Below are 22,768 nucleotides of genomic sequence, written 5' to 3' on the forward strand. Positions count from 1 at the left end.
CGCTCGAAAGGACAAGATGCGCGGGTGTAGCTCAGTCGGTTAGAGCGCCGGCCTGTCACGCCGGAGGTCGCGGGTTCGAGCCCCGTCACTCGCGCCACTTGTTCTTCAGGAAACGCCCACAGGGCACGGACAAGGCGGGCTTCGGTCCGCCTTTTCTTTTTGGTTATTCGGGTGCGCTCCAGCGGCCGGTTTCCATCCAGATCAGGAAGCGCTTCAAGGGCAGCAGCCAGACAAGGCCCAGCACCAGATAGACAATGGTCTGCGCGCCCCCCGACCAGCCACCGATGATCTCCGGCGCATAGCGCGCGATCACCACGCCGTAGACGATCAGCAGCACGAACAGGCTAATGATACCGAAGGGGATTCGCCAGGTCGGGGTTTCACGCATCAGAGGCTTCCGTAGATCCGGGTCGGGGTGACGACCGCATCGAGCGGCCGGTCATGGGGTTCGGTCGGCAGGGTCTCGCACAATTGCGCATCCCATGCGAGGCCAACGGCAAGCACCGGCGGATGTTCCGCCAGCCAGCGATCATAATGCCCGCCGCCCTGTCCGAGCCGCGCGAGGTCGGCGGTGAAGCCGACCAGCGGGACGATCAGCACATCGGGGATCAGCGGCTCGGCATCGGGTTCGGGTTGCAGCATCCCGAACGGGCCGACGGTCAGATCGTCCTGCGCAAAGGGATCGGTGTGGTGGCGGAAGTCCATCGGCGCGGCGCGGTCAGCGAAGAAGGGCAGGGCGAGGGTGTGTCCCGCCTCGCGGAAGAACCGCGCATAGGCGCCTGCGGGGGCTTCCCACGGCCCGGCATGATAGACCCCGATCACCGCCTCATGCGGAATGCGGGCGAGCAGCGGGGCAGGGGGGCGGTGGAACAGCAACCCGCGGATCGAATCGGGCAAGCTCTCCACATGCGCCTTGCGCGCGGCGCGTAGGGTTTGGCGGAGGTCGGATTTGGAGGGCACGTGCCTTAAATACCTCAACGAAAAGAGGCGAAACGGCCCGAAGGGCCGCAAGGCCGAACGGCCGCCCGCAGCGACGCGCCCGAAGGGCGTGTGAGCGAGGATTTTGCACGCCGGGGGGCGTGCGGACAACAATAACCGCCCTCAAGCAGCGGATGCGAAGCACAGCTGAAAGCTGAACCGGTAGGGCAACAAGGAAGTGGCGGAACCACCATGGGTCGTTTGCGCTAGAAATCCTCTGACGCGTGGTACGTCAGGTGGGCGCCGTATACCCGAGAGTTCCGGACGAACCGGCACGCAAGGGCAGGGACAGCTCCCATTTGGATTACTTATAGCCTCAGGGATATTCAATCGGCTCGTGCCGGGCAGTCCCGCCAAAACCTATCTAGGCGCTGGCGGCGGCAGCTTCAAGCGCGGCGGCAGTGGCTTCGGCGCGGGCGGCGAGCGCTTCGAGTTGCTCGGCGATATGATCAGGCACCGGAGCACCGCCGAACAGATCGCCCTGCGGAATGGCGGCCGGAGCCGGGGCAGGCGGCGGAGCGGCGCGCGCGGCGGCCAGTTCGCCTTCGAGCCGGGAGATGGTCGCCTTGAGCGCATCGGTTTCGCCGCTGTCGCTTGCCGGGGCGGGCTTGGCGGGCTTGCCCTTGCGCGCCTCGGCGAGTTCGTCGGCGAGGAACAGCGCGGCAAACAGCAGATTCTGCGCTTCCAGCGGTGCGCGCGCGCTCCCAAGCTGCGCGTATTTTTCCGCGATCATCGCGCCCAGCGCCTCGACATGGGCTTCTTCCCCGTCGGCACAGGCGATCGCGTAGCTCTTGGGGCCGATGGTGAGGGTGACAGTGCTCATCGCGTGTCAATCCTCCAACCTGGCCAGCAGTTCATCAAGTTCGCGAAGGCTTTCAGCGACCTGCTCACGCAGCTTTTCATGCTTGTTGACCAGTTCGGCGACCCGAGGCGCGCCGGCATCCGCCCCGGAAGGGGTGCCCGGCAGGCTGTCGCGCACGCGTCCGATCCGCTCCATCGCGGCCTCGATCCGCTGCATCGCGCGCTCGATACGGTCGGCGTTCATGGCGTGCAGAAATATCAAGATAGGCCTCGCCACGCAAAGGCTTGGCGGGGTCTGTTGATAAGTCGGCGCAGATGCGGCTGCGGACAGTGCCGCGCCTCCCGTCCGCTCGAGGTTGACCTGCCCCTGTTGCTCGGCAATGGCACAGCCCGCAATCGAGGGATCGAATCGCCCGTCCGCCGCCATGGAATACGCGCATGGCCCGGCCGGTTTTGGCCCGGAACAGGCATGCGCCGGGCAGCATCAGGAGACACGCGCGCCCATGACGTTCGCACCCGACCGCCTTCAACCGATGGCCAACGCCATCCGCGCGCTTTCGATGGACGCGGTGGAGGCCGCCAATTCCGGCCACCCCGGGATGCCGATGGGCATGGCCGATGTCGCCACTGTGCTGTGGACGCAGTTCCTCAAGTTCGATCCCGCCGCGCCGCATTGGGCCGATCGCGACCGCTTTGTGCTGTCGGCCGGTCACGGCTCGATGCTGATCTACAGCCTGCTCTATCTCTCGGGCTATGCCAGCCCGACGATCGACGACATCCGCAACTTCCGCCAGCTCGGTTCCCCTTGCGCCGGCCACCCGGAAAACTTCCTGCTCGACGGGGTGGAATGCACGACCGGTCCGCTGGGGCAAGGTCTGGCGATGGCGGTCGGCATGGCGATGGCCGAGCGGCACCTCAATGCGGTCTACGGCGATGAGCTGGTCGATCACCGCACCTGGGTGATAGCGGGCGATGGCTGCCTGATGGAAGGCATCAACCATGAAGCGATCGGCCTTGCCGGTCACCTCAAGCTTGGCCGCCTCAATGTGCTGTGGGACGACAACCGCATCACCATCGATGGCGACACCGACCTGTCGACCTCGGAAGACATCAAGGCGCGCTATGTCGCGACCGGTTGGCACGTTGCTGAGTGCGACGGGCATGACTTTGCCGACATCGCCCGCGCGCTAGCCGAAGCCAAGGCCGATCCGCGCCCCTCGCTGGTCGCCTGCCGCACCGTGATCGGCAAGGGCGCGCCCAACAAGCAGGGCGGCCATTCGGTCCACGGCGCGCCGCTGGGCGGGGACGAGATCGCCGCCGCGCGCGACTATCTCGGCTGGACCAGTGCGCCCTTCGAGGTTCCCTCGGATATCCTCGCCGATTGGCGCACGGCAGGCGAACCCGGTCGCCGCGCGCATGGCACCTGGGCGGGCCACTTCGAAGCCTCGCCCCGCAAGGCCGCGTTCGAGCGCCAGATGGCGAGCATCGCCGATCTCGCCGGGCCTGCGCTGGAGGATTACATCCGCGGTCTTGCCGCCAATCCGCCCAAGGTCGCGACCCGCAAGGCATCGGAAATGGCGCTCGGGCCGCTCACCGAAAAGCTGCCGCAGCTGATCGGCGGTTCGGCTGACCTGACCGGATCGAACAACACCAAGACCCCGTCGACCACGCCGTTCTCGCCCGAGGATTATGCGGGCCGCTATGTCTATTACGGCATCCGTGAATTCGGCATGGCGGCGGCGATGAACGGGATGATGCTGCATGGCGGGGTTGTGCCCTATGGCGGCACCTTCCTGATCTTCAGCGACTATTGCCGCAACGCGATCCGCCTCTCGGCGCTCCAGCACGTCGGCGCGGTCTATGTGCTGACGCATGACAGCATCGGGCTGGGCGAGGACGGGCCGACCCACCAGCCGATCGAACAGGTGATGAGCCTGCGCCTGATCCCCAACCTCAACGTCTATCGCCCCGCCGATGCGATCGAGACCGCCGAATGCTGGGCGCTGGCGCTGCAAACGCCGGAAACGCCTTCGGTGCTGGCGCTCACCCGCCAGAACCTTGCGCCGCTGCGCGGGGCGGGGGACGAGGCGTGGACCGCTGCCACCAACCGCTGCGCTGCCGGGGCCTATCGCCTGCGCGCTGCCACCGCCGCGCGCAAGGTGGTGCTGATCGCCACCGGATCGGAAGTCGAACTCGCCTGCGCCGTCGCTGCCGAGCTTGAAACGGCCGGCATCGGCGCCGATGTTGTCTCGATGCCGTGCATGGACCTCTTCGCCAAGCGGCCCGCGGCCTACCGCGCCGATCTGCTGCCTGCCGATGCGCTCAAGGTGTCGATCGAAGCCGGGGTGACCCAGGGCTGGGAACGCTACACCGGCGAAGGCGGGCTCAACATCGGCATCGACAGCTTCGGGGCTTCGGCACCGGCGGGCGATCTGTTCGCCCATTTCGGCCTCACCGCGGCGGCAATCGTCCCGCAAATCATGAACAAGTTGAACGCTTAAGCAGGAGTTTGGACTATGGCCACGAAGGTTGCCATCAACGGTTTCGGCCGCATCGGCCGTCTGGTTGCACGTGCGATCCTTGAACGCACCGATCACGATCTCGATCTCGTCGCGATCAACGATCTGGCCGACGCCAAGGCCAACGCGCTGCTGTTCGCGCATGATTCGATCCACGGCCGCTTCAAGGGCGATGTGACCGCCGATGGCGATGCGATCATCGTCAACGGCAAGCGCATCGCGGTGACCAAGGAGCGCGATCCCGGCAACCTGCCGCACGCGGCGATGGGCATCGATATCGTGCTCGAATGCACCGGCTTCTTCCAGTCGGACGAAGCTTCGCGCCCGCACCTCGCCGCAGGCGCCAAGCGCGTGATCATCTCCGCGCCCGCGACCGGCGTTTCCAAGACCATCGTCTACGGCGTGAACCACAAGACGCTGACCGCCGATGACGTGATCATCTCCAACGCGTCCTGCACCACCAACTGCCTCGCGCCGGTGGCCAAGGTGCTGAACGATGTGATCGGGATCGAGCGCGGCTTCATGACCACGATCCACTCCTACACCAACGACCAGCGCATGCTCGACCAGATCCACCCCGATCTGCGCCGTGCCCGCGCCGGCGCGCAGAACATGATCCCGACCACCACCGGCGCTGCGCGCGCGGTGGGCCTCGTTCTGCCCGAACTGAAGGGCAAGCTTGATGGCTCGTCGGTGCGCGTGCCGACCCCGAACGTCTCGATGGTCGACCTCGTCTTCGTGCCGAGCCGCGACACCACGGCGGAAGAAATCAACGCCGCATTGAAGGCCGCTGCCGAAGGCCCGATGAAGGGTGTGCTCGATTACACCGACCAGCCGCTCGTCAGCTCGGACTTCAACCACTATCCGGCGTCCTCGACGGTCGACAGCCTCGAAACCAGCGTGATGGAAGGCAAGCTTGCCCGCGTCGTCAGCTGGTACGATAACGAATGGGGCTTCTCGAACCGCATGATCGACACGGCGGGCGTGGTGGCGAAGTTCCTCTGATACGGGCAGAATACCGTTCGTGCTGAGCTTGTCGAAGCACCGCTCTTCTTCTTGAGCGACGGTTCGGAAGAAAGTGCAGCCCTTCGACAGGCTCAGGGCGAACGGAGAATTGGCGTGAGTTCTTTCAAGACCCTCGATGATCTGCCCGCCGACTTGACCGGCGAGATCGCGCTGGTGCGCGTCGATCTCAATCTGCCGATGAAGGATGGCTCGGCCACCGACGTCACGCGGGTCGAGGCGGTGAAGCCGACGATCCTCGAACTCGCAGGGCGCGGGGCCAAGGTGCTGCTGCTGGCGCATTTCGGCCGTCCGGGTGGGCAGCGTTCCTCGATGCTCTCGACCAGCATGGTGATCGGCGATGTCGAGCAGGTGATCGGCAAGGAGATCATGTTCATCCCCGAAATCGCCGGGCCGGTGGTGGCGCAGGCGGTGGAGAGCATCCTGCGCCCCGGTGACATCGGTCTGCTCGATAACACCCGCTTCTGGCCGGGCGAGGAAAAGAACGATCCCGCGCTCGCCAAGGCGATTGCCGCGCACGGCACGCTCTACGTCAACGATGCCTTCAGCGCCGCGCACCGCGCCCACGCGACCACCGAAGGCCTCGCGCATATCCTGCCGGCCTATGCGGGCCGTTCGATGGAAGCGGAATTGAAGGCACTCGATGCTGCGCTCGGCACGCCCGAACAGCCGGTTGTTGCCGTGGTGGGCGGGGCCAAGGTTTCGACCAAGCTCGCCGTGCTCGAAAACCTCGTCGGCAAGGTGCAGCACCTCATCATCGGTGGCGGCATGGCCAACACCTTCCTTGCCGCGCGCGGCGTGGATGTCGGCAAGAGCCTGTGCGAACACGATCTTGCGCCCACCGTCACCCGGATCATGGACGAAGCGGACGCCAAGGGCTGCACCGTCCACCTGCCTTACGATGTCGTGGTGGCCAAGGAATTCGCCGCCAACCCGCCGAGCATGCGGGTCTGCAACTTGCACGAAGTGGCGGCGGACGAGATGATCCTTGATGTCGGTCCGCAGGCAGTGGAAGCGCTGGCTGATGTGCTCAAGACCTGCCGCACGCTGGTGTGGAACGGCCCGCTGGGTGCCTTCGAGACCGAGCCCTTCGATGCCGCCACCGTGGCGCTGGCGCGCACCGCTGCGGCGCTGACCCTCGAAGGCTCGCTTATCAGCGTGGCGGGTGGCGGCGATACCGTGGCGGCGCTGGCAGCGGCGGGTGTCGAGGACGATTTCACCTATATTTCAACCGCTGGCGGCGCGTTCCTCGAATGGATGGAAGGCCGCGTTCTGCCCGGCGTCGCCGCGCTCGAGGGCTGAAATGGCGTCGAGTGAAACCGAGATCGAGGCGCTCGAATTGCGCTTCATGCGCGCCTGGGTGGCGGGCGATGCCAAGGAGCTGAAGAAGCTCCTTGCGCGCGATTTCATGCTGATGGCCGGCACCACGCCGCCGCAATTGCTCGATCGCCCCAGCTTCCTCGCTGCGGCCGAGCGCGGGTTCGCCTGCAACAAGTTCAATTACCGCGAAGTCTTTGTGCGCCAGCACGGCAAGGCTGCGTGGTTTGTCGCCGGGGCCGAGCTCGATATGGGCGTGGGACTCAAGAGCTGGTCGGGCGCTTTCCTTGTCACCGCACTGTGGCGCAAGGGCGCGTTTGGCGGATGGAAGCTCGCGGAACGCAGCCTTGCGCGGCTCGAACCCGGCGATGCGCTGGCGGCGTCGGTCAGCAAGCTGCAATTGTGGAAGTAGCGATGAGCGAAGCGGTCGAAACCAGCTACGGGCTGTTGAGCGTGATGGAGGACGGCGAGTTCGCCGGATGGCGTTACTGGAACGGCGATCCGTTCGAAACGCGCTCCGGCCCGTTCTACTACCGCCGCGAGGATGATGGCTCCTACACCAGCGCCTTCCGCGCCGAGGCCCGCCACATGAACGGCGGCGGGTTCATGCATGGCGGGTGCATGATGACCTTCGCGGACTTCGCGCTGTTCGCCATCGCCACCGATGTGCTCAATGGCGATCACGCGGTGACGCTCAACCTGTCGGGCGATTTCCTCGGTTCGGTGCAGCAGGGCGCGCTGGTCGAGGCGCGCGGCGAGGTGACGCGCGGCGGGGGCAAAACGATCTTCGTGCGCGGGCTGATTACAGGTGACGGGCAACCGGCGCTCAGCTTCACCGGAATCATCCGCCGCCTGTCCCGGCGTTGAACGCCTGATCGGTCACTTCTGTGCATGTGCAGCACGGACTGTTGCAGCGAGCCAAAGGCATCGCTAAGGGCGCGATCGAGGGGTTATGCATAGGTATGCATAACCCGACCAGACATCGCCCATTCGCTTGGAGACACGAGCCATGAACACCGCCGACATGACGACCCGCATCGCCACCGGACAGGGGTTCATCGCCGCGCTTGACCAGTCGGGCGGCTCGACCCCCAAGGCGCTGCGCGGTTACGGGGTCGATGACAGCGAATGGTCGGGTGATGACGCGATGTTCGCGCAGATCCACGCGATGCGCGCGCGGGTGATTACTTCGCCGTGCTTCGGCAGCGGCAAGGTGATCGGCGCGATCCTGTTCGAAAAGACGATGGACGGGCTGGTCGATGGCAAGCCCACCGCTGAAGCGCTCAAGGACCGCGGGATCGTCCCCTTCATCAAGGTCGACGAAGGCCTCGCCGACGAAGCCGACGGCGTGCAGCTGATGAAGCCGATGGTGAAGCTCGCCGGCCTGCTCGACAAGTCGGTCGCGGCCGGAATGTTCGGCACCAAGATGCGCTCGGTCATCAAGGCGGCCAATCCGGGCGGGATCGCCGCTGTGGTTGCCCAGCAGTTCGAAGTGGGCGCGCAGATCATCGCCGCAGGGCTGATGCCGATTATCGAGCCTGAATACGACATCACCGCCGCCGACCGCGTGGCGGGCGAGGACATTCTCCTCGCTGAAATCATCAAGCACCTCGATGCGCTGCCCGAAGGCCAGCAGGTGATGCTCAAGCTTTCGATCCCCGCCACGGCCGGGCTCTACACCCCGCTGGTGAGCCATCCGAAGGTGCTGCGCGTCGTGGCGCTGTCGGGCGGGTTCTCGACCGACGACGCCTGCTCGCGCCTCGCGCAGAACCCCGGCATGATCGCCAGCTTCAGCCGCGGTCTCTTGCAGGACCTGCGCAAGCAGCAGAGCGACGAGGAGTTCAACACCGTCCTCGGCAAGGCAATCGACCAGATCGCCAGCGCGAGCGTGTGAACAGGTGACATGCGACGCGCGAGCGATTAGCGCGCGGTCATGACCGATACACAGCTCTATCTTATCTCGCCGCTCGATGTGGGCGGGGACTTTCCGGCCCGGCTCGAACGCGCGCTGGCGGCGGGTGCGCGGCGGCACGGGGATCTTGTCACCGCCTTTCAGTTCCGCGTGAAGAACGTCGACCAGCACGAGGCCGCGCGCCTCGCTGCGCCGCTTCAGGCGATCTGCGCCGCGCATGATGTCGCCTTCATCGTCAACGATTCGGTCGCGCTCGCCAAGCGCATCAAGGCTGACGGGGTGCATCTGGGGCAAGGCGACGGCTCGCCCAAGGATGCGCGGGCCGAACTGGGCCGCGAGGCGCAGATCGGGGTCACCTGCCACGCCAGCCGCCACATGGCGATGGAAGCGGGCGAGGCTGGGGCGGATTATGTCGCCTTCGGGGCCTTCTACCCCTCCTCGACCAAGGACAAGGGTGACGCCGAGCGCCCCGAGCCCGAACTCCTGACTTGGTGGAGCCAGCTGTTCGAAATCCCCTGCGTCGCGATTGGTGGGATCACGCCCGACAACTGCAAGCCGCTGGTCGAAGCTGGCGCGGATTTTCTCGCGGTGAGCCACGCCGTCTGGGGCGGGGACGAGGTTGCCGCAATCGAGGCCTTTGCGAAAGTGATGCGGGGCTAGGCCCTGCCTCAGCAGCCCAGTTGATCGGCCAGATCGGTGAAGCTGGTGGCCGACCATTCCCATGCCTGCTCGTAATGCGCATCGGGCGCGGGCGCGCCGCCATATTCGTCGGGGCGGTCGACATAGGCGCACAGCAGCCCCGCCGCCCGCGCGCCCGCCAGATCGCCATGATGCGCGGCGACGAGGCATAGTTCGCCCGGCGCAATGCCCAGCACCTCGGCAGGGTGGAGATAGGCCTTGGGGTCGGGCTTGTAGGCGCCGCTCACCTCTGCTCCCAGAATGGCATCCCACGGCAAGCCGGCGCGGCGGGCCATGTTCAATATCAGCGCGATATTGCCGTTCGAGCAGGTGACGATCGGAAACCGCGCCTTCAACCGTGTCAGCCCCTCGACCACATCGGGCCACGGATCGAGCCGGTGCCACGCGCGGTTCCACTCGGCCAGCAGCGCCTCGTCAAGGCCGGTCGGGTCGATCCCGCGCCCGCGCAAGGCGGCTTCGAGCATTTCGCGGTGGAGCACATCGAGCGGGACGAAGGCACGCCCCGATTTCCGCATCCCGACCATCGCAGCGATATACTGCCCGCGCCAATCATCGGCGAAAGCGGCAGCATCGCCAGCATCCTTGCCGATCTTCGCGAGAAAAGCGGCAGATTCGCGGGTTACGCTGGTGCGCCAGTCCACCACCGTGCCGAATACGTCGAAGGCGAGCGCCTTGGGCAGGGCAGCGGCGGTCATCCTCACACAGTCCCGCTCAGTTCCCGTTGCCGACGCGCGTGCAGATCAGCTTGCTCGGGGACCCGTCGGGGTTCAGCTTCTGCAGGGTGTTCTCGCCAAGCTGCCTGAAGCGCTGGTCCTTCTTCGGCCCGCGGGTGAAGACGACCTCGGTGCCGCGCATCAGGTAGATGCCGCCACCCGCCGCGTTGATGTAGCTTGAGGCGGTGCCGATGCGGAAACCCTCCTCCGGCACATCGACAAAGGCCGCGCCGCCGGCATCGCCGGGCAGGGCGCATTGCCACACGCCGTGACGCAGAATGTTGAGCACGCCGCTGGCCTGCGGGCGTGAGGCTCTGCGAAGAGAGCTGTCATCCTGCGCCAAGGCACCGCCGGGCAGGCAAACCGCCGCCGCTGCGGCACCGAGTGTCAGGAGAAGGCTAGGGCGAATTGTCATGGCGTGTCCGCCACTACCAGCACCACTCGCCCCAGGCCAAGGATTTTGCCGCTGTTCCGCCCTGTTTCTCGCGCGCTTGCCCGGACCCGCCGGCTCGGCTATGGGCGCGCATCATTTGCGGGTGCAGGCCTTTTGTGGCCGTGCGCTCTCTCGTTCTTTCCACCTCGTATAAAGGCCCACAGCCCCATGAAGATCAGCGGCGTCGATATTCGCCCCGGCAACATCCTGGAATATGAAGGCGGCATCTGGAAGGTCGCCAAGATCCAGCACACCCAACCCGGCAAGGGCGGGGCTTACATGCAGGTCGAAATGAAGAACCTGCAGGATGGCCGCAAGACCAACGTGCGCTTCCGCAGCGCCGACACGGTCGAGCGCGTGCGCCTTGATACGAAGGACTTCCAGTTCCTCTATGCCGAGGGCGATGACCTCGTGTTCATGGACAACGACACCTACGAGCAGATCCAGCTTCCCGGCGATCTGCTGGGCGATGCGCGTCCCTTCCTTCAGGACGGGATGCAGGTCGCGCTCGAGCTGTGGGACGAAAAGCCCATCAGCGTCGAACTGCCAGCGCAGGTCGAAGCGACCATCGTCGAGGCCGATGCCGTGGTGAAGGGGCAGACCGCCTCGTCGAGCTACAAGCCCGCGATCCTCGATAACGGTGTGCGCATCATGGTGCCGCCGCACATCGGCAGCGGCACGCGCATCATCGTCGATGTCTACGAGCAGGCCTACGTCGGCAAGGCCGGCTGAGGGACTGACAGAACATGGCAGCTATTTCCGGCCTCATCCGCGTCATGGAACGCGCCGCGCGCAAGGCGGGCGGGCGTCTGCGCCGCGATTTCGGCGAAGTCGAGCACTTGCAGGTATCCCGCAAGGGCCCGGCTGATTTCGTCAGCAAGGCCGATATGCGGTCGGAACGCACGCTCTATGACGAGCTGCTCGCGGCCCGTCCGGGCTGGGGCTTCGTGATGGAAGAAGCCGGCGTAATCGAGGGCGATCCGGGTATGCCGCGCTGGATTGTCGATCCTTTGGACGGCACCAGCAACTTCCTCCACGGCATCCCGCACTTCGCCATTTCCATCGCCGCGCAGGAGCCGCGCGCCGACGGCAAGGGCTGGGGCGATGTCGTTGCGGGCGTGGTCTATCAGCCGATTACCGATCAGACCTTCTGGGCCGAGAAATCGCGCGGGGCATGGCTCCACGATGCGCGGCTGCGCGTCTCGGCGCGCTCGCGCCTGTCCGATGCGCTGGTGGCGACCGGGATCCCGTTCTTCGGGCGCGGCGATATCGGCGAATGGACCCGCATCTTCGGCGCGATCGGCCCGGAAGTGGCGGGCATCCGCCGCTTTGGCGCGGCTTCGCTCGATCTCGCTTATGTGGCGCAGGGCCGGTTTGACGGGTTCTGGGAAAGCGGCCTCAGCGATTGGGACACGGCGGCTGGCTGTCTGCTGGTGCGCGAGGCGGGCGGCTTCGTCTCCGACTTCCGCGGCCGGTCGGAAGCGATCCATTCCGAGCAGGTGCTGGCAGGGAACGACGTGCTCCATTCCAAGCTGCACAAGCTGCTGGCTGGCGCGCTGCGCTGAAATTCGGGCGGGGTTTGGTGCGTCCAGACCCCTCCTAGACCCCCTCTAGACCCCCTCCAGGTCGGTCTAGACCCCTGTTTGCGTGATGTTCCACGTGGAACAGTGGCCCCATTGCTTGCCAGCGGGGATGGCGCTCGCTAACAGCCGCCCATCCGCGCAGTGCCCCTGTGGTGGAATTGGTAGACGCGACCGACTCAAAATCGGTTTTCGAAAGAAGTGCCAGTTCGAGTCTGGCCAGGGGCACCACATTTTCCCGAGATCAAAAAAGGCGGCCGCCGGAGCGCGGTCCCTAGGGGCGCATTCCGGCGGCCGTTTCTCCTCCCCAGGAGAACTGTGAAACGGGGTTATTCCGAAGCGGGCACGTAGGTCCCGAGGCGGTGGTGCAGCGCGTTGATCTTCGCCAGCTCCTCGCGGTCTTCGGTGGCGCGGGCGTGGCTTTCCAGCGCACGGCGCAGCAGCTTCATGTCGGCGGTGGAGAGCAGGGCGCGGGCGCGCGCAGGCTCGGTCTTCGGGGTATCGGTATCGGTCATGTCACTCTCCGCTGGGTGATGTCACCCGCAGGTCCTTAGGCGTTTCAGCAACCAACCGGAAGGCTGCAAGCGCAGTTTCCGGTTGGTTGCGAGCGGGCATCCTCATGCTGCTGATCATCATGCGTGATCATGCAGCGTCCCACCTGCGAAACGCGTCAGGCCGCCTCGAACTGGTTCATGGTGTTGTGCACACCGCCGGCCTTCAGCGCGGCTTCACCGGCGAAGTATTCCTTGTGGTCGTCACCAATGTCGGAGCCCGACATGTTCTGGTGCTTCACACAGGCGATACCCTGGCGGATTTCCTCGCGCTGCACGCCCTTGACGTAGCCCAGCATACCCGCCTCGCCGAAGTACTCGCGGGCGAGATTGTCGGTGCTGAGCGCGGCCGTGTGGTAGGTCGGCAGCGTGATGAGGTGGTGGAAAATCCCCGCCCGTGCAGCGGCATCGCGCTGGAAGGTGCGGATCTTCTCGTCTGCCTCGTCCGACAGCTCGGTGCCGTCGTAATCGACGCTCATCAGGCGGCTGCGATCATAGGCCGACACGTCCTTGCCCGCGGCTTCCCACGCATCGAACACCTGCTGGCGGAAGTTCAGCGTCCAGTTGAAGCTGGGCGAGTTGTTGTAGACCAGCTTGGCGTTCGGCACGACTTCGCGGATGCGATCGACCATGCCGGCGATCTGTTCCACGTGCGGCTTTTCGGTCTCGATCCACAGCAGGTCCGCCCCGTTCTGGAGCGAGGTGATGCAATCGAGCACGACGCGGTCCTCGCCCGTTCCGGGGCGGAACTGGTAGAGGTTCGAAGGCAGGCGCTTGGGCGCCAGCAGCTTGCCGTCGCGGCTGATGAAGACCTGGCCGTTGGTAATGTTGGCCGGATCGACTTCGTCGGCATCGAGGAAGCTGTTGTACTGGTCGCCCAGATCGCCCGGCTCCTTCGAGAAGGCGATCTGCTTGGTCAGGCCGGCGCCGAGCGAGTCGGTGCGGGCGACGATGATGCCGTCTTCCACGCCCATTTCGAGGAAGGCATGGCGGCAGGCGCGGATCTTCTGGAGGAAGTCCTCATGCGGCACGGTGACCTTGCCGTCCTGGTGGCCGCACTGCTTTTCGTCCGAGACCTGGTTCTCGATCTGGAGCGCGCAGGCACCCGCCTCGATCATCTTTTTGGCGAGGAGGTAGGTCGCTTCCGCATTGCCGAAGCCTGCGTCGATATCGGCGATGATCGGAACGACGTGGGTTTCGTAGTTGTCGATCGCGTTCTCGAGCCGCTTGGCTTCGACCGCATCACCGGCCTTGCGGGCATTGTCGAGCGCGCGGAACATCATGCCGAGCTCGCGGGCATCGGCCTGCTTGAGGAAGGTATAGAGCTCCTCGATCAGCGCGGGCACCGAGGTCTTCTCGTGCATCGACTGGTCGGGCAGCGGGCCGAACTCGCTGCGCAGCGCGGCGACCATCCAGCCCGACAGGTAGAGGTAACGGCGCTTGGTGGTGCCGAAGTGCTTCTTGATCGCGATCAGCTTCTGCTGCGCGATGAAACCGTGCCAGCAGCCAAGCGACTGGGTGTACTGGGCGGTGTCCGCGTCATAGGCGGCCATGTCGGCGCGCATGATCTTCGCGGTGTACTTGGCAATGTCGAGGCCCGTGGCGAAGCGGTTCTGGATCGCCATGCGCGCGGCGCTCTCGGGATCGATCGCGGCCCAGCTCGGGCCGTTGGCCGCAACGATGTCGCGCATCCGCGAGATGGTGTTCTGGTAGGTCATGTGCGTCTCCTGTCCATCCTGGGGAGTGGAGCGTGCCGTGGAAGACTCGCGCCGCTGGATGGGCATGATCTGGCGTGTTGCGCCGCAGCATGACAGGGAAACTTACAAAAATTCGTGTCGCTATCGCCACTTTTGCCTGCGATCTTGTGTAAAACAGTAAATATATTTACAAGCGCGGCATGGCTGACACCAATCTCCTCGCCGGACCTGCCTTGCGCCGTTTGCGCAAGCGCGAAGGGCTGACCCAGGCGACAATGGCGAGCGCGCTCGGGATTTCGCCGTCCTATCTCAACCTCATCGAACGCAACCAGCGTCCGCTCTCTGCCAAGGTGCTGGTGCGGGTGATCGAGCGGTTCGATTTCGACCCGCGCTCCCTGCGCGAAGATGACGCGATCGGCGGATTCGACGGGATGGTGCGCCGGATGGCGGACAAGCGGTTCGCCGACCTCGGGATCGACCGCGAGGAGGTGCAGGAGTTCCTTTCCGCTGCGCCCCAGATCGCTGCCGCTTTTGCCCGGCTTTACGATCAGGGCGGCACCGCCGGAGCGGGCGTGGTGCGGGCGGATGGCGAGGATGCCGCCGCCGCAGCACGCCGCGCCATCGAACGCTGGCAGAACCACTTTTCCGATCTTGATCACGCCGCCGAAGACCTCGCCGATGAGCTGCGTCTTTCGCGCGGCGAGATCAGCGCCGCGCTGGGCGACCGGCTGCGTGAGCGGCACCAGCTCTCCGTCCGCATCCTGCCCGCGGAAGTCATGCCGGGTCAGGTGCACCGGCTTGATCTGCACGCGCGCCAGTTGCAGCTTTCCGAGATGCTGCCGGGGGCAGCGCGGCGGTTCCAGATCGCCCGGCAGGTCGGGATGCTCGAAATGCGGGAGGGGATCGAACTGCTGGTCGCAGGGGCCAATCTCGCCACTCCAGAGGCGCGCGAGGCCTTGCGCGAACATATCGCCAATTATCTCGCAGGTGCGCTGCTGCTGCCCTACCGCCGCTTTCTGCGCGCGTGCGAGGCGACGGGGTATGATCTGGCGGTGCTGCAGCGCCGTTTTGCCGTTAGCTTCGATCAGGTTGCCCATCGGCTCACAACCCTTGGACGGGTCGGTGAGCGCGGTTTGCCGTTCTTCATGGCCACGATCGACCGGGCGGGCCGCATGACCGAATTCACCACCGGGGGAAGCGCCGCGCATTACCCGCTCGATGGCGCGCGCTGGCCTGCCTGGGTTCCTTACGCGGCGTTCGAGCGGCCCGGCACGGTGCTCACCCAAGCGGTGACTTTCGGCGAGGGCGAGGCGGCGGCGCGGCACTGGTTCATGATCACTCGCACAGTCGACGGGGACGGGGTGATGTGCGCTGGCCGGCGTGCGGTCGTGCTGGGGATCGAGGCGCGCTTTGCGGGAGACCTGGCCCACGCCCGCGGCGTTTCGCTCGACCGGGCCGATGCGGTGCCGCTGGGCACGCCCTGCCTGCGGTGCGGACGGGTGGAATGTCTGACCCCGGCACCGGCGCGGCTTGCCAGCACGCTGCCCCGCCCACGCTCAGGCGCCGAGCGTTAAGAGGATTGGCTCAGAACTGCTGATTCGAGGCATGAATGTGCAGAATTCGCCACTCCCCGCTGCGGCGCACCAAGACGATTGTGCGGCGACCAAGCCGGTCGGGATTATCGAAGTGGAAGGTGCACAGCGCGACGTCACCTGTGACCTGAACGAGCAGATCCTGGATCAGGTCGGGGCGATGATAGGGCGGCCCCGGTCGCTCTGTTGGCAAGGTTTGGGCGATCTGACGCATCCTCGCCGGCATGCCCGATGCCCGTTTCAGGGCCTCGCGGCTGGACAAGGGCGCCGACGCACCCGCCGAAACGGCATCAAAACTTGTCGCGTCGGGCGCGAATGCAGCCTCCATTGCCGGAAGATCGCAATCCGCGAAACTTCGCAGGAAAGCCATCAGCGCCGCTTCCGCCGAGCTCTCGGCATTCTGGGCGACGGCGATCGCAGGAGTCACGGTGAGCGCAAGGCCGATCCCCAAGGTCTCCCGTCTGTTGCTGTGCATTGCCATCACTTTGTCCCCCAAGTCAGGTGCTGCGAAACCCTATTGGCGTAAATCCCGAACAAGACCAAGTTTTCGCGATGTTAACCCTCGAAACCCCCGCAAATCTTGGCGCTGGGCGGACGTTGTAAAGTTTACCGACACTTAATGTCTCGCGGGTAGGATGGCGGCCAGCCAGGAACCAAAGGCCCCCCGCGAGATGATCCGCCTGTTCAAGCATTACATTCCGCATGCCGTGCTGCTGCTCGGCCTGCTGGATCTTGTCTTGCTGATCATGGCCAGCGAGATCGCGTGGCAATGGCGAGCCCATCAGATCGGGATGGACGTGGGCGAGGTTGGCGGTCGCGGAGTGGCCCTGATGGGCACTTCGCTGGTGATCTGGCTCGCGATGATTTCGGTCGGGGTCTATGGTCCCTATGCCTTGCGGTCCCTGCGCTTTGCCGGGGCGCGGCTGCTTGTGGCGATCAGCCTTGCCATTCTTGCGCTGGCACTGATCGACTTCATTCTTCCAAGCGACCTCTTCTGGCGCTCGACGCTTCTGTACACGATGGTGTTGGCGATTGTCGTGCTGGTGGCAGACCGCCTGCTGCTCAACTCCTTCCTCGGCTCGTCGGCGTTCCGGCGGCGGATCATGGTGCTGGGCGCTGGTGGGCGGGCCATGCGGCTGCGCGAATTGAGCGAGCGCCCCGAAACCGGCTTTGCCGTCGTCGCCTATGTCGCCATGAGCGAGGACAAGCGCCTGGTCGAAGAAGCGATCCCGCGCGCGGCGATCCATGATCTGGGCCGTTTCGTTGAAAATCTCGGTGTCAGTGAAGTGGTGCTTGCCTTGCAGGAACGCCGCAATGCGCTGCCGCTAAAGGACCTGCTGCGGATCAAGACCAAGGGTGTCCACGTCAACGATTTCTCCAGCTTCATCGAGCGCGAGACGGGGCGGGTCGATCTCGACACCGTCAATCCCAGCTGGCTGATCTTCTCCGACGGCTTTTCGAGCGGGCGGATGTTCTCGAGCGCGGTCAAGCGTATCTTCGATATCACCGCGAGCCTCATCCTGCTGGTGCTGACCTTGCCCGTGATCGCGCTGTTTGCCGCGCTGGTGAAGATCGACAGCAAGGGGCCGGCATTCTTCCGCCAGCAGCGGGTGGGCCTGTACGGCGAGGCCTTCACGCTGATCAAGCTGCGCTCGATGCGGACCGATGCCGAGAAGGACGGTGCCAAGTGGGCCGAGGAAAACGATCCGCGCATCACCCGCGTCGGCCGGATCATCCGCAAGCTGCGGATCGACGAGTTGCCGCAGACCTGGAGCGTGCTCAAAGGCCAGATGAGCTTTGTCGGCCCGCGCCCCGAAGTGCCAGCCTTCGTCGACAGTCTCGAAGAGGTGATCCCGTTTTACGGCGAACGGCACATGGTGAAGCCCGGCATTACGGGCTGGGCGCAGATCAACTACCCCTATGGCGCGTCGGTCGAGGATAGTCGCAGCAAGCTGGAGTATGATCTCTACTACGCCAAAAACTACACGCCGTTTCTCGATCTGGTGATCCTGTTGCAGACCCTGCGCGTGATCCTATGGCCGGAGGGCGCACGGTGATCGGCGGCGAACTTCTGATGCCGCTTGGCGCGTGCCTGGCCTGGATTGCAGGCGCGGTGCTGGGGACGGTCGCAGCGCTTTGGATCTGGCGCAACGGCGAGCGTTCCCGCCCTGACCGGCGCGGCCTGATGACCGCCGCTGCCAGCAGTGCCATGTGGTGCCTGCTGTCAGCGATGGTGGGCCCGGACCATGTGTTGAGCATCGCCGCATCGAGTGCGCGTAATCTCGCACTGATCGCGGCGATCTATGCGCTGTTCGCCGCCGATGGCCGCAACGCCAGCCTCAAGCCCATCCGTCCGGTGATCATCGCACTGGTGCTGGTGCAACTGCTTCAGCCTGTGCTTGGGTTGATCAACCTCAACGCCGCAGATCCTTCGGCGCTGTCAGGAGCGGTGTTTGAAGTGCGGATGGTGATCGACATGCTGGTGTCGATCGGCGCGCTGATGCTGCTGCACAATCTCTATGCGGGTGCAGCGAGCGGCGTGCGTCCACTGCTGCGCTGGACCGGCATCGGTCTGGCCGGGATTTTTGCCTATGATCTCAACCTCGCAACGATCGCATACCTCGGCGGCATCCTGCCGGAGATGATTGGTGATGCGCGCGGCCTCTTCGCCGGGATCATGGCGGTGCTGTTCGCGCTCGGCATGAATGCCGCAGGCCCGCGCGTACAGTTCAACCCTTCGCGCGCCGTAACCTTCCGAACGCTCTCGCTGCTGCTGATCGGCGGCTATCTGGCCGCGATGGTGCTGGTCACCAAGGCGCTCGCGCTGATCGGCGGGGATATTGCCCGCACCAGTCAGATCATGTTCGTGTTGCTGGCGTTGGGCGGGGCGGCCTTCGCCTTGCCTTCGCCGCGTCTTCGGGGATGGCTGCGGGTGACAGCGACCAAGCACCTGTTCCAGCACCGCTATGACTACCGCGAGGAATGGCTGCGGTTCACCCGCACCATCGGCCATAGCGGGCCGAGCAGTGCAAGCCTGCACGAACGCGCGGTCAAGGCGCTGGCGGATATCACCGACAGCCCCGCCGGGCTGCTGCTGATGCCCAACGAGGAAGCACAGCTTGAACTGACCGCGCGTTGGAACTGGCCTACAATCGCGGTCCCGGCGGTAGCGGCGGAATACGCCCTGTCGGGCCTTATCGAGCAGCACAACCTCGTGCTGGCCTTTGAAGAGGTGCGCCGCGGGATCGACCATCACGGCGAGGCTGCGCAAGTGCCTGATTGGCTGATCGAAGCCGAGGATGCCTGGGCTTTGGTCCCGCTGCTCCACTTCGACCGGCTGGTCGGCGCGATCGTGCTCGCCCGTCCGCGGATTGAACGCCAGCTCGATTGGGAGGATTTCGATCTCCTGCGCGTCGCAGGCCAACAGCTTGCCAGCTACCTCGCCGAACAGGCGGGTCAGCAGGCGCTGATGGATGCCAGCCGGTTCGATGAATTCAACCGGCGCATGGCGTTCGTGATGCACGACATCAAGAACCTCGTCAGTCAGCTCTCGCTGCTTGCCGCCAATGCCGAGAAGCATGCCGATAACCCGGCCTTCCGCGCTGATATGCTGGTGACGCTGCGCAATTCGGCAGACAAGCTTTCGGCGCTCCTTGCGCGGCTCGGACGATATGGTGCCGGACACGTGAACGAGCGCGATGCCTTTGACCTTTCAGAGCTCGCCCGCTCGATCGCCGATCGTTTGCGGGCTTCGCACCCCGTCGCGCTGACCCGCGAGGAACCGGTGCTGGTGATGGGTAATCGCGAGGCGCTTGAGCAAGCTCTGATCCACCTCGTTCAGAACGCGATCGACGCAAGTCCCGCAGGAACACCGGTCTTCCTCGATGTGACCGGCTTTGATCTCCACGGCACCATCGAAGTGGTCGACAGCGGCTGCGGCATGAGCCCCGAATTTGTCCGCACGGGCCTGTTCAAGCCGTTCGTCTCGTCCAAGCAGGGCGGGTTCGGCATCGGTGCGTTCGAGGCGCGCGAACTGATCCGGGCGATGGGCGGCCGCGTGACGGTCGAATCGCGCGAAGGACTCGGCACCCGTTTCTCCGTGGTTCTGCCGCTGGCCGAAGCGGCCCGGCTGCTCGGCGGTGCCCCCACACCCCAATCCCCCTCGCAGGAGGTCGCCTGATGGCTGACAAGAAACCCGTGCTGCTCGTGATCGAGGACGATCCGGGTCTGCAAGCGCAGCTCAAGTGGGCTTACGATGATTTCGAGGTCGTGATTGCCGGCGACCGTGACAGCGCGTTGACCGCGCTGCGCGCTGAAGCGCCCGACGTGGTCACGCTTGATCTCGGTCTGCCGCCCGATCCCGATGGCACCCGCGAAGGCTTTGCCGTGCTCGATGCGATCATGGCGCTTAAACCCGACACCAAGGTGATCGTCGCCAGCGGCCACGGCGCCCGCGAAAGCGCGCTCGAAGCGATCGCGCGCGGGGCCTATGACTTCTACCAGAAGCCGATCGATATCGAGGCACTAGGGTTGATCGTGCGGCGCGCCTTCAACCTGCGTGCCATCGAGGAGGAAAACCGCCGTCTGGTGGCCAGCGCCAGCGCCGACAAGACGGTGTTGGGCCGCCTCGTCACCGGCGCGCCGGAGATGGTCAAGGTTGCGCGCACCATCGAACGTGTTGCCCGCACCAGCGTATCGGTGATGCTGCTCGGCGCGAGCGGTACGGGCAAGGAACTGCTGGCGCAGGGCCTCCACGACGCAAGCGACCGGGCGGACGGACCGTTTGTCGCCATCAACTGCGCCGCGATCCCCGAAAACCTCCTCGAAAGCGAGCTGTTCGGCCACGAAAAGGGGGCCTTCACAGGGGCGATCAAGACCACCGAAGGCAAGATCGAAAGCGCCAACGGCGGCACCCTGTTCCTCGACGAGGTGGGCGACATTCCGCTGCCCTTGCAGGTCAAACTGCTGCGCTTCCTGCAGGAACGCACCATCGAGCGCGTCGGCGGGCGCAAGGCGATTGCGGTCAATACCCGCATCGTGTGTGCCACCCATCAGGACCTTGAAAGCATGATCCGCCAGGGCGCGTTCCGCGAAGACCTGTTCTACCGCCTTGCGGAAATCGTCGTGCGCATTCCGGGTCTTGCCGAACGGCACGGCGATCCGGTGCTGCTCGCCAAGGCCTTCCTCAAGCGGTTCGCGGCGGAGATGAACCCTTCGGTTACCGGCTTTGCGCCCGATGCGCTCGCCGCGATCGACGCGCACGACTGGCCGGGCAATGTCCGCGAGCTGGAAAACCGGGTGAAGCGCGCGGTGATCATGGCCGATGGCAAGCTGGTCAGCGCCGATGATCTCGATTTCGGCAAGGACGAGGAAGAAAGCGCCGATGTGCTCAACCTCAAGGCTGCACGCGAGGCGGCGGATCGCCGCGTGATCCGCCACGCACTCGCGCGGAGCGAGGGCAATATTTCGAGCACGGCCAAGCTGCTCGGGATCAGCCGTCCGACCCTGTATGACCTGCTCAAGCAGTATGATCTGCAAACCTGACTCTCGGGCATCGCTGCTGGCGTTGCTGATTGCTGCTGTCTTGCTGTGCCTGTCGGCCTGCGGCGATGCGACGGCAGCGCCTGCGCCAACGGCTTCGACTTCAGGCGATCCGGCAAACAGTCAGGATCCCGATGGACCGTCCTATTGGGTGGTGCTCGCTAGGGATCGTTACCGTGCCGGCGAGCACCTCGCCGCGCTGGAGGCTGCCGATCAGGCTCTGGCGCGTGGGGCGGACTATGGCCCGGCACTGCTACTGCGTGCGCTGATTGTGCGCGATGCTCATGGCTTTGCGGCATCCTTTCCGTGGTTCGAAGCGGCGATCAAGGCCGATCCCGCCAACGCCGATGCCCGCGCCGAGTATGCCGCCGCGCTGGGAGATGCCGGGCAAGCGGGGGCGATGCTTGCAGCGGTGCGCGACTTGGCCGAAATCGCGCCCGATGAACCGCGGGTATTCTATTTGCAGGCGGTCTTGGCGGCGCGCGGTCGGGACTGGGCGCTGTCGCGCAGTCTGCTCGCGCGCAGCGGCATGGCAACGCGCGGTGTCCCGGCGGCGATGCTGCTCGACGCCGTGATCGCGCTGGAGGAAGGCAATTCCGATAGCGCAGCGGCCACGCTTGAGGCACTGGCGGCGCGCCAACCGGGCAATGTTCGCGTGCGCGAGCTGCAGGCGCGGGCGTTGCTCACCGGCGGACGCGCGGCTGATGTTGTCGCCCGCTTCGGGGCCGATGCCGAACGCAGCGATGCCTCGCCCTATCTGATGATGATGGTGGCACGGGCTCACGAGCAGTCGGGAGACCGCGCGCGTGCAGCGCCGCTGCTGGCGCGTGCTTATGGCCGGGCACCGGACGGCGCGGTCGTTCTGGCCGCCTCTGACGGCCTGCCGCCGCCGACCCGCGACATGCGCCGAATGCTGGACGGGGGAGCCTCTGCCTCCGCGCTGTCCGCCGCTGGGTCCCTGCAACGCCGCTTCCCGCTTTCCGCCGATGCCGCAAGCCTCGCGGGTGATGCCTCACTGGCGTCAGGACAGCCGCAAGAGGCGCTGGCAGCCTATGCGCGCGCTGCGAAGGTCAAGCGTCCCTGGCCGCTCACGCGCCGAGCGGTGTTTGCCTATCGCCGCGTGGGGGATGCGGAGGCCGCCGACACACTGCTGGCGCGCCATGTGACGGGCGAGCCGAACGCTGCGAGCGCCGTCATTGCCTTGGCCGAGCGTCAGGCAGCGCGGGGGGAATGGAGCCGGACGGAGCAATTGCTTGATCACGCCATCGCACTCGGCAGCGGGCATGATCTGCGGGTGCTGGCGCTGCGTCGTGATGCCGCGAAAGCATTGGGCCGGGCAGGGGAAGCAGAAAGCTTTGCCCGACTTGAAGCAATGCTGCGCCCGCCACGCCTGACGCCATAGCGGCTCGACA

Annotated in this window: 23 protein-coding genes, 2 tRNA genes and 1 other RNA gene; 16 read left to right on the plus strand and 10 right to left on the minus strand. The window is 65.4% G+C overall.

What is annotated here, in order from left to right:
- Nucleotides 1-20 precede the first annotated feature (20 nt).
- Nucleotides 21-97 (plus strand) — tRNA-Asp (locus BG023_RS08715).
- Nucleotides 98-163: 66 nt separating this feature from the next.
- On the opposite strand, the gene BG023_RS08720 is transcribed toward BG023_RS08715, so the two are convergent.
- The 5 genes from BG023_RS08720 to BG023_RS08740 form a co-directional block, all read right to left on the minus strand.
- Nucleotides 164-388 (minus strand): DUF2842 domain-containing protein, encoded by a 225-nt coding sequence (locus BG023_RS08720; protein WP_069310099.1) that lies wholly within the window; start codon nucleotides 386-388, stop codon nucleotides 164-166.
- A complete protein-coding gene (locus BG023_RS08725; RefSeq protein WP_150122837.1) occupies nucleotides 388-960 on the minus strand; it encodes a 5-formyltetrahydrofolate cyclo-ligase in 573 nt (190 codons plus the stop codon). Before BG023_RS08725 ends, BG023_RS08720 begins: the two co-directional genes overlap by 1 nt.
- Before the next feature lie 198 nt (nucleotides 961-1,158).
- Nucleotides 1,159-1,332, minus strand: a non-coding RNA gene (gene ssrS, locus BG023_RS08730) — 6S RNA.
- 10 nt (nucleotides 1,333-1,342) lie between these two features.
- Nucleotides 1,343-1,801 (minus strand): cell division protein ZapA, encoded by a 459-nt coding sequence (locus tag BG023_RS08735; protein ID WP_069310101.1) that lies wholly within the window; start codon nucleotides 1,799-1,801, stop codon nucleotides 1,343-1,345.
- A gap of 6 nt (nucleotides 1,802-1,807) precedes the next feature.
- The gene (locus BG023_RS08740; protein ID WP_069310102.1) at nucleotides 1,808-2,023 is read right to left on the minus strand and encodes a hypothetical protein; all 216 of its coding nucleotides are present in this window, start codon (nucleotides 2,021-2,023) and stop codon (nucleotides 1,808-1,810) included.
- A gap of 259 nt (nucleotides 2,024-2,282) precedes the next feature.
- Here BG023_RS08740 and tkt point away from each other — a divergent pair, with 259 nt between their 5' ends.
- The 7 genes from tkt (at nucleotide 2,283) to thiE (ending at nucleotide 9,210) form a co-directional block, all read left to right on the plus strand.
- Nucleotides 2,283-4,280 carry a transketolase gene (gene tkt / locus BG023_RS08745; RefSeq protein ID WP_069311228.1) on the plus strand — a complete coding sequence of 666 codons (1,998 nt, stop codon included), beginning with the start codon at nucleotides 2,283-2,285 and terminating at the stop codon, nucleotides 4,278-4,280.
- A 15-nt stretch (nucleotides 4,281-4,295) separates the two neighbouring features.
- Nucleotides 4,296-5,303, plus strand: coding sequence for a type I glyceraldehyde-3-phosphate dehydrogenase (gene gap / locus BG023_RS08750; RefSeq protein WP_069310103.1), 1,008 nt, complete (start codon nucleotides 4,296-4,298; stop codon nucleotides 5,301-5,303).
- 114 nt (nucleotides 5,304-5,417) lie between these two features.
- Nucleotides 5,418-6,623: a phosphoglycerate kinase gene (locus BG023_RS08755; protein ID WP_069310104.1), complete on the plus strand. Its 1,206-nt coding sequence runs from the start codon at nucleotides 5,418-5,420 to the stop codon at nucleotides 6,621-6,623.
- Nucleotide 6,624: 1 nt separating this feature from the next.
- Entirely contained in the window at nucleotides 6,625-7,050 is a 426-nt protein-coding gene (locus BG023_RS08760; protein WP_069310105.1) for a YybH family protein, read from the plus strand.
- Nucleotides 7,051-7,052: 2 nt separating this feature from the next.
- Nucleotides 7,053-7,505 (plus strand): PaaI family thioesterase, encoded by a 453-nt coding sequence (locus tag BG023_RS08765; protein WP_069310106.1) that lies wholly within the window; start codon nucleotides 7,053-7,055, stop codon nucleotides 7,503-7,505.
- A 142-nt stretch (nucleotides 7,506-7,647) separates the two neighbouring features.
- Nucleotides 7,648-8,532, plus strand: a complete 885-nt coding sequence (locus tag BG023_RS08770; RefSeq protein WP_069310107.1) for a fructose bisphosphate aldolase — start codon at nucleotides 7,648-7,650, stop codon at nucleotides 8,530-8,532.
- A 39-nt stretch (nucleotides 8,533-8,571) separates the two neighbouring features.
- Nucleotides 8,572-9,210: a thiamine phosphate synthase gene (thiE, locus tag BG023_RS08775; protein WP_069310108.1), complete on the plus strand. Its 639-nt coding sequence runs from the start codon at nucleotides 8,572-8,574 to the stop codon at nucleotides 9,208-9,210.
- 8 nt (nucleotides 9,211-9,218) lie between these two features.
- Here thiE and BG023_RS08780 read toward each other — a convergent pair whose 3' ends face one another.
- Together BG023_RS08780 and BG023_RS08785 are read right to left on the minus strand one after the other, a co-directional pair.
- Nucleotides 9,219-9,944: a haloacid dehalogenase type II gene (locus tag BG023_RS08780; RefSeq protein WP_069310109.1), complete on the minus strand. Its 726-nt coding sequence runs from the start codon at nucleotides 9,942-9,944 to the stop codon at nucleotides 9,219-9,221.
- 16 nt (nucleotides 9,945-9,960) lie between these two features.
- Complete coding sequence (locus BG023_RS08785) at nucleotides 9,961-10,377, minus strand: elongation factor P (protein WP_150122838.1); 417 nt, start codon at nucleotides 10,375-10,377, stop codon at nucleotides 9,961-9,963.
- Nucleotides 10,378-10,563: 186 nt separating this feature from the next.
- Between BG023_RS08785 and efp the strand changes: the two genes are divergently transcribed.
- The 3 genes from efp (at nucleotide 10,564) to BG023_RS08800 (ending at nucleotide 12,206) form a co-directional block, all read left to right on the plus strand.
- Nucleotides 10,564-11,127: an elongation factor P gene (gene efp / locus BG023_RS08790; protein WP_069310111.1), complete on the plus strand. Its 564-nt coding sequence runs from the start codon at nucleotides 10,564-10,566 to the stop codon at nucleotides 11,125-11,127.
- Between the two features lie 14 nt (nucleotides 11,128-11,141).
- Nucleotides 11,142-11,960, plus strand: coding sequence for an inositol monophosphatase family protein (locus BG023_RS08795; RefSeq protein WP_069310112.1), 819 nt, complete (start codon nucleotides 11,142-11,144; stop codon nucleotides 11,958-11,960).
- Nucleotides 11,961-12,121: 161 nt separating this feature from the next.
- Nucleotides 12,122-12,206: transfer RNA gene (locus BG023_RS08800), tRNA-Leu, on the plus strand.
- A gap of 98 nt (nucleotides 12,207-12,304) precedes the next feature.
- Here BG023_RS08800 and BG023_RS08805 read toward each other — a convergent pair.
- Together BG023_RS08805 and BG023_RS08810 are read right to left on the minus strand one after the other, a co-directional pair.
- Nucleotides 12,305-12,490 carry a hypothetical protein gene (locus BG023_RS08805; protein WP_069310113.1) on the minus strand — a complete coding sequence of 62 codons (186 nt, stop codon included), beginning with the start codon at nucleotides 12,488-12,490 and terminating at the stop codon, nucleotides 12,305-12,307.
- A gap of 155 nt (nucleotides 12,491-12,645) precedes the next feature.
- Nucleotides 12,646-14,244, minus strand: coding sequence for an isocitrate lyase (locus tag BG023_RS08810; protein ID WP_069310114.1), 1,599 nt, complete (start codon nucleotides 14,242-14,244; stop codon nucleotides 12,646-12,648).
- Nucleotides 14,245-14,423: 179 nt separating this feature from the next.
- On the opposite strand from BG023_RS08810, the gene BG023_RS08815 reads away from it, so the two are divergent.
- Entirely contained in the window at nucleotides 14,424-15,797 is a 1,374-nt protein-coding gene (locus BG023_RS08815) for a helix-turn-helix domain-containing protein (RefSeq protein WP_069310115.1), read from the plus strand.
- 10 nt (nucleotides 15,798-15,807) lie between these two features.
- On the opposite strand, the gene BG023_RS08820 is transcribed toward BG023_RS08815, so the two are convergent.
- Nucleotides 15,808-16,296 carry a nuclear transport factor 2 family protein gene (locus BG023_RS08820; protein ID WP_083234630.1) on the minus strand — a complete coding sequence of 163 codons (489 nt, stop codon included), beginning with the start codon at nucleotides 16,294-16,296 and terminating at the stop codon, nucleotides 15,808-15,810.
- Nucleotides 16,297-16,486: 190 nt separating this feature from the next.
- On the opposite strand from BG023_RS08820, the gene BG023_RS08825 reads away from it, so the two are divergent.
- The 4 genes from BG023_RS08825 to BG023_RS08840 are packed head-to-tail and all read left to right on the plus strand — an operon-like array spanning nucleotide 16,487 to nucleotide 22,758.
- Nucleotides 16,487-17,872: a TIGR03013 family XrtA/PEP-CTERM system glycosyltransferase gene (locus tag BG023_RS08825; RefSeq protein ID WP_069311230.1), complete on the plus strand. Its 1,386-nt coding sequence runs from the start codon at nucleotides 16,487-16,489 to the stop codon at nucleotides 17,870-17,872.
- Entirely contained in the window at nucleotides 17,851-19,995 is a 2,145-nt protein-coding gene (gene prsK, locus BG023_RS08830; RefSeq protein ID WP_083234631.1) for an XrtA/PEP-CTERM system histidine kinase PrsK, read from the plus strand. Before BG023_RS08825 ends, prsK begins: the two co-directional genes overlap by 22 nt.
- The gene (gene prsR / locus BG023_RS08835; RefSeq protein WP_069310116.1) at nucleotides 19,995-21,359 is read left to right on the plus strand and encodes a PEP-CTERM-box response regulator transcription factor; all 1,365 of its coding nucleotides are present in this window, start codon (nucleotides 19,995-19,997) and stop codon (nucleotides 21,357-21,359) included. Before prsK ends, prsR begins: the two co-directional genes overlap by 1 nt.
- Nucleotides 21,343-22,758 carry a tetratricopeptide repeat protein gene (locus tag BG023_RS08840; RefSeq protein WP_150122839.1) on the plus strand — a complete coding sequence of 472 codons (1,416 nt, stop codon included), beginning with the start codon at nucleotides 21,343-21,345 and terminating at the stop codon, nucleotides 22,756-22,758. Before prsR ends, BG023_RS08840 begins: the two co-directional genes overlap by 17 nt.
- The last annotated feature ends 10 nt before the right edge of the window (nucleotides 22,759-22,768 follow it).

The sequence above is a fragment of the Porphyrobacter sp. LM 6 genome (assembly GCF_001720465.1).
Classification (GTDB): Bacteria; Pseudomonadota; Alphaproteobacteria; order Sphingomonadales; family Sphingomonadaceae; genus Erythrobacter.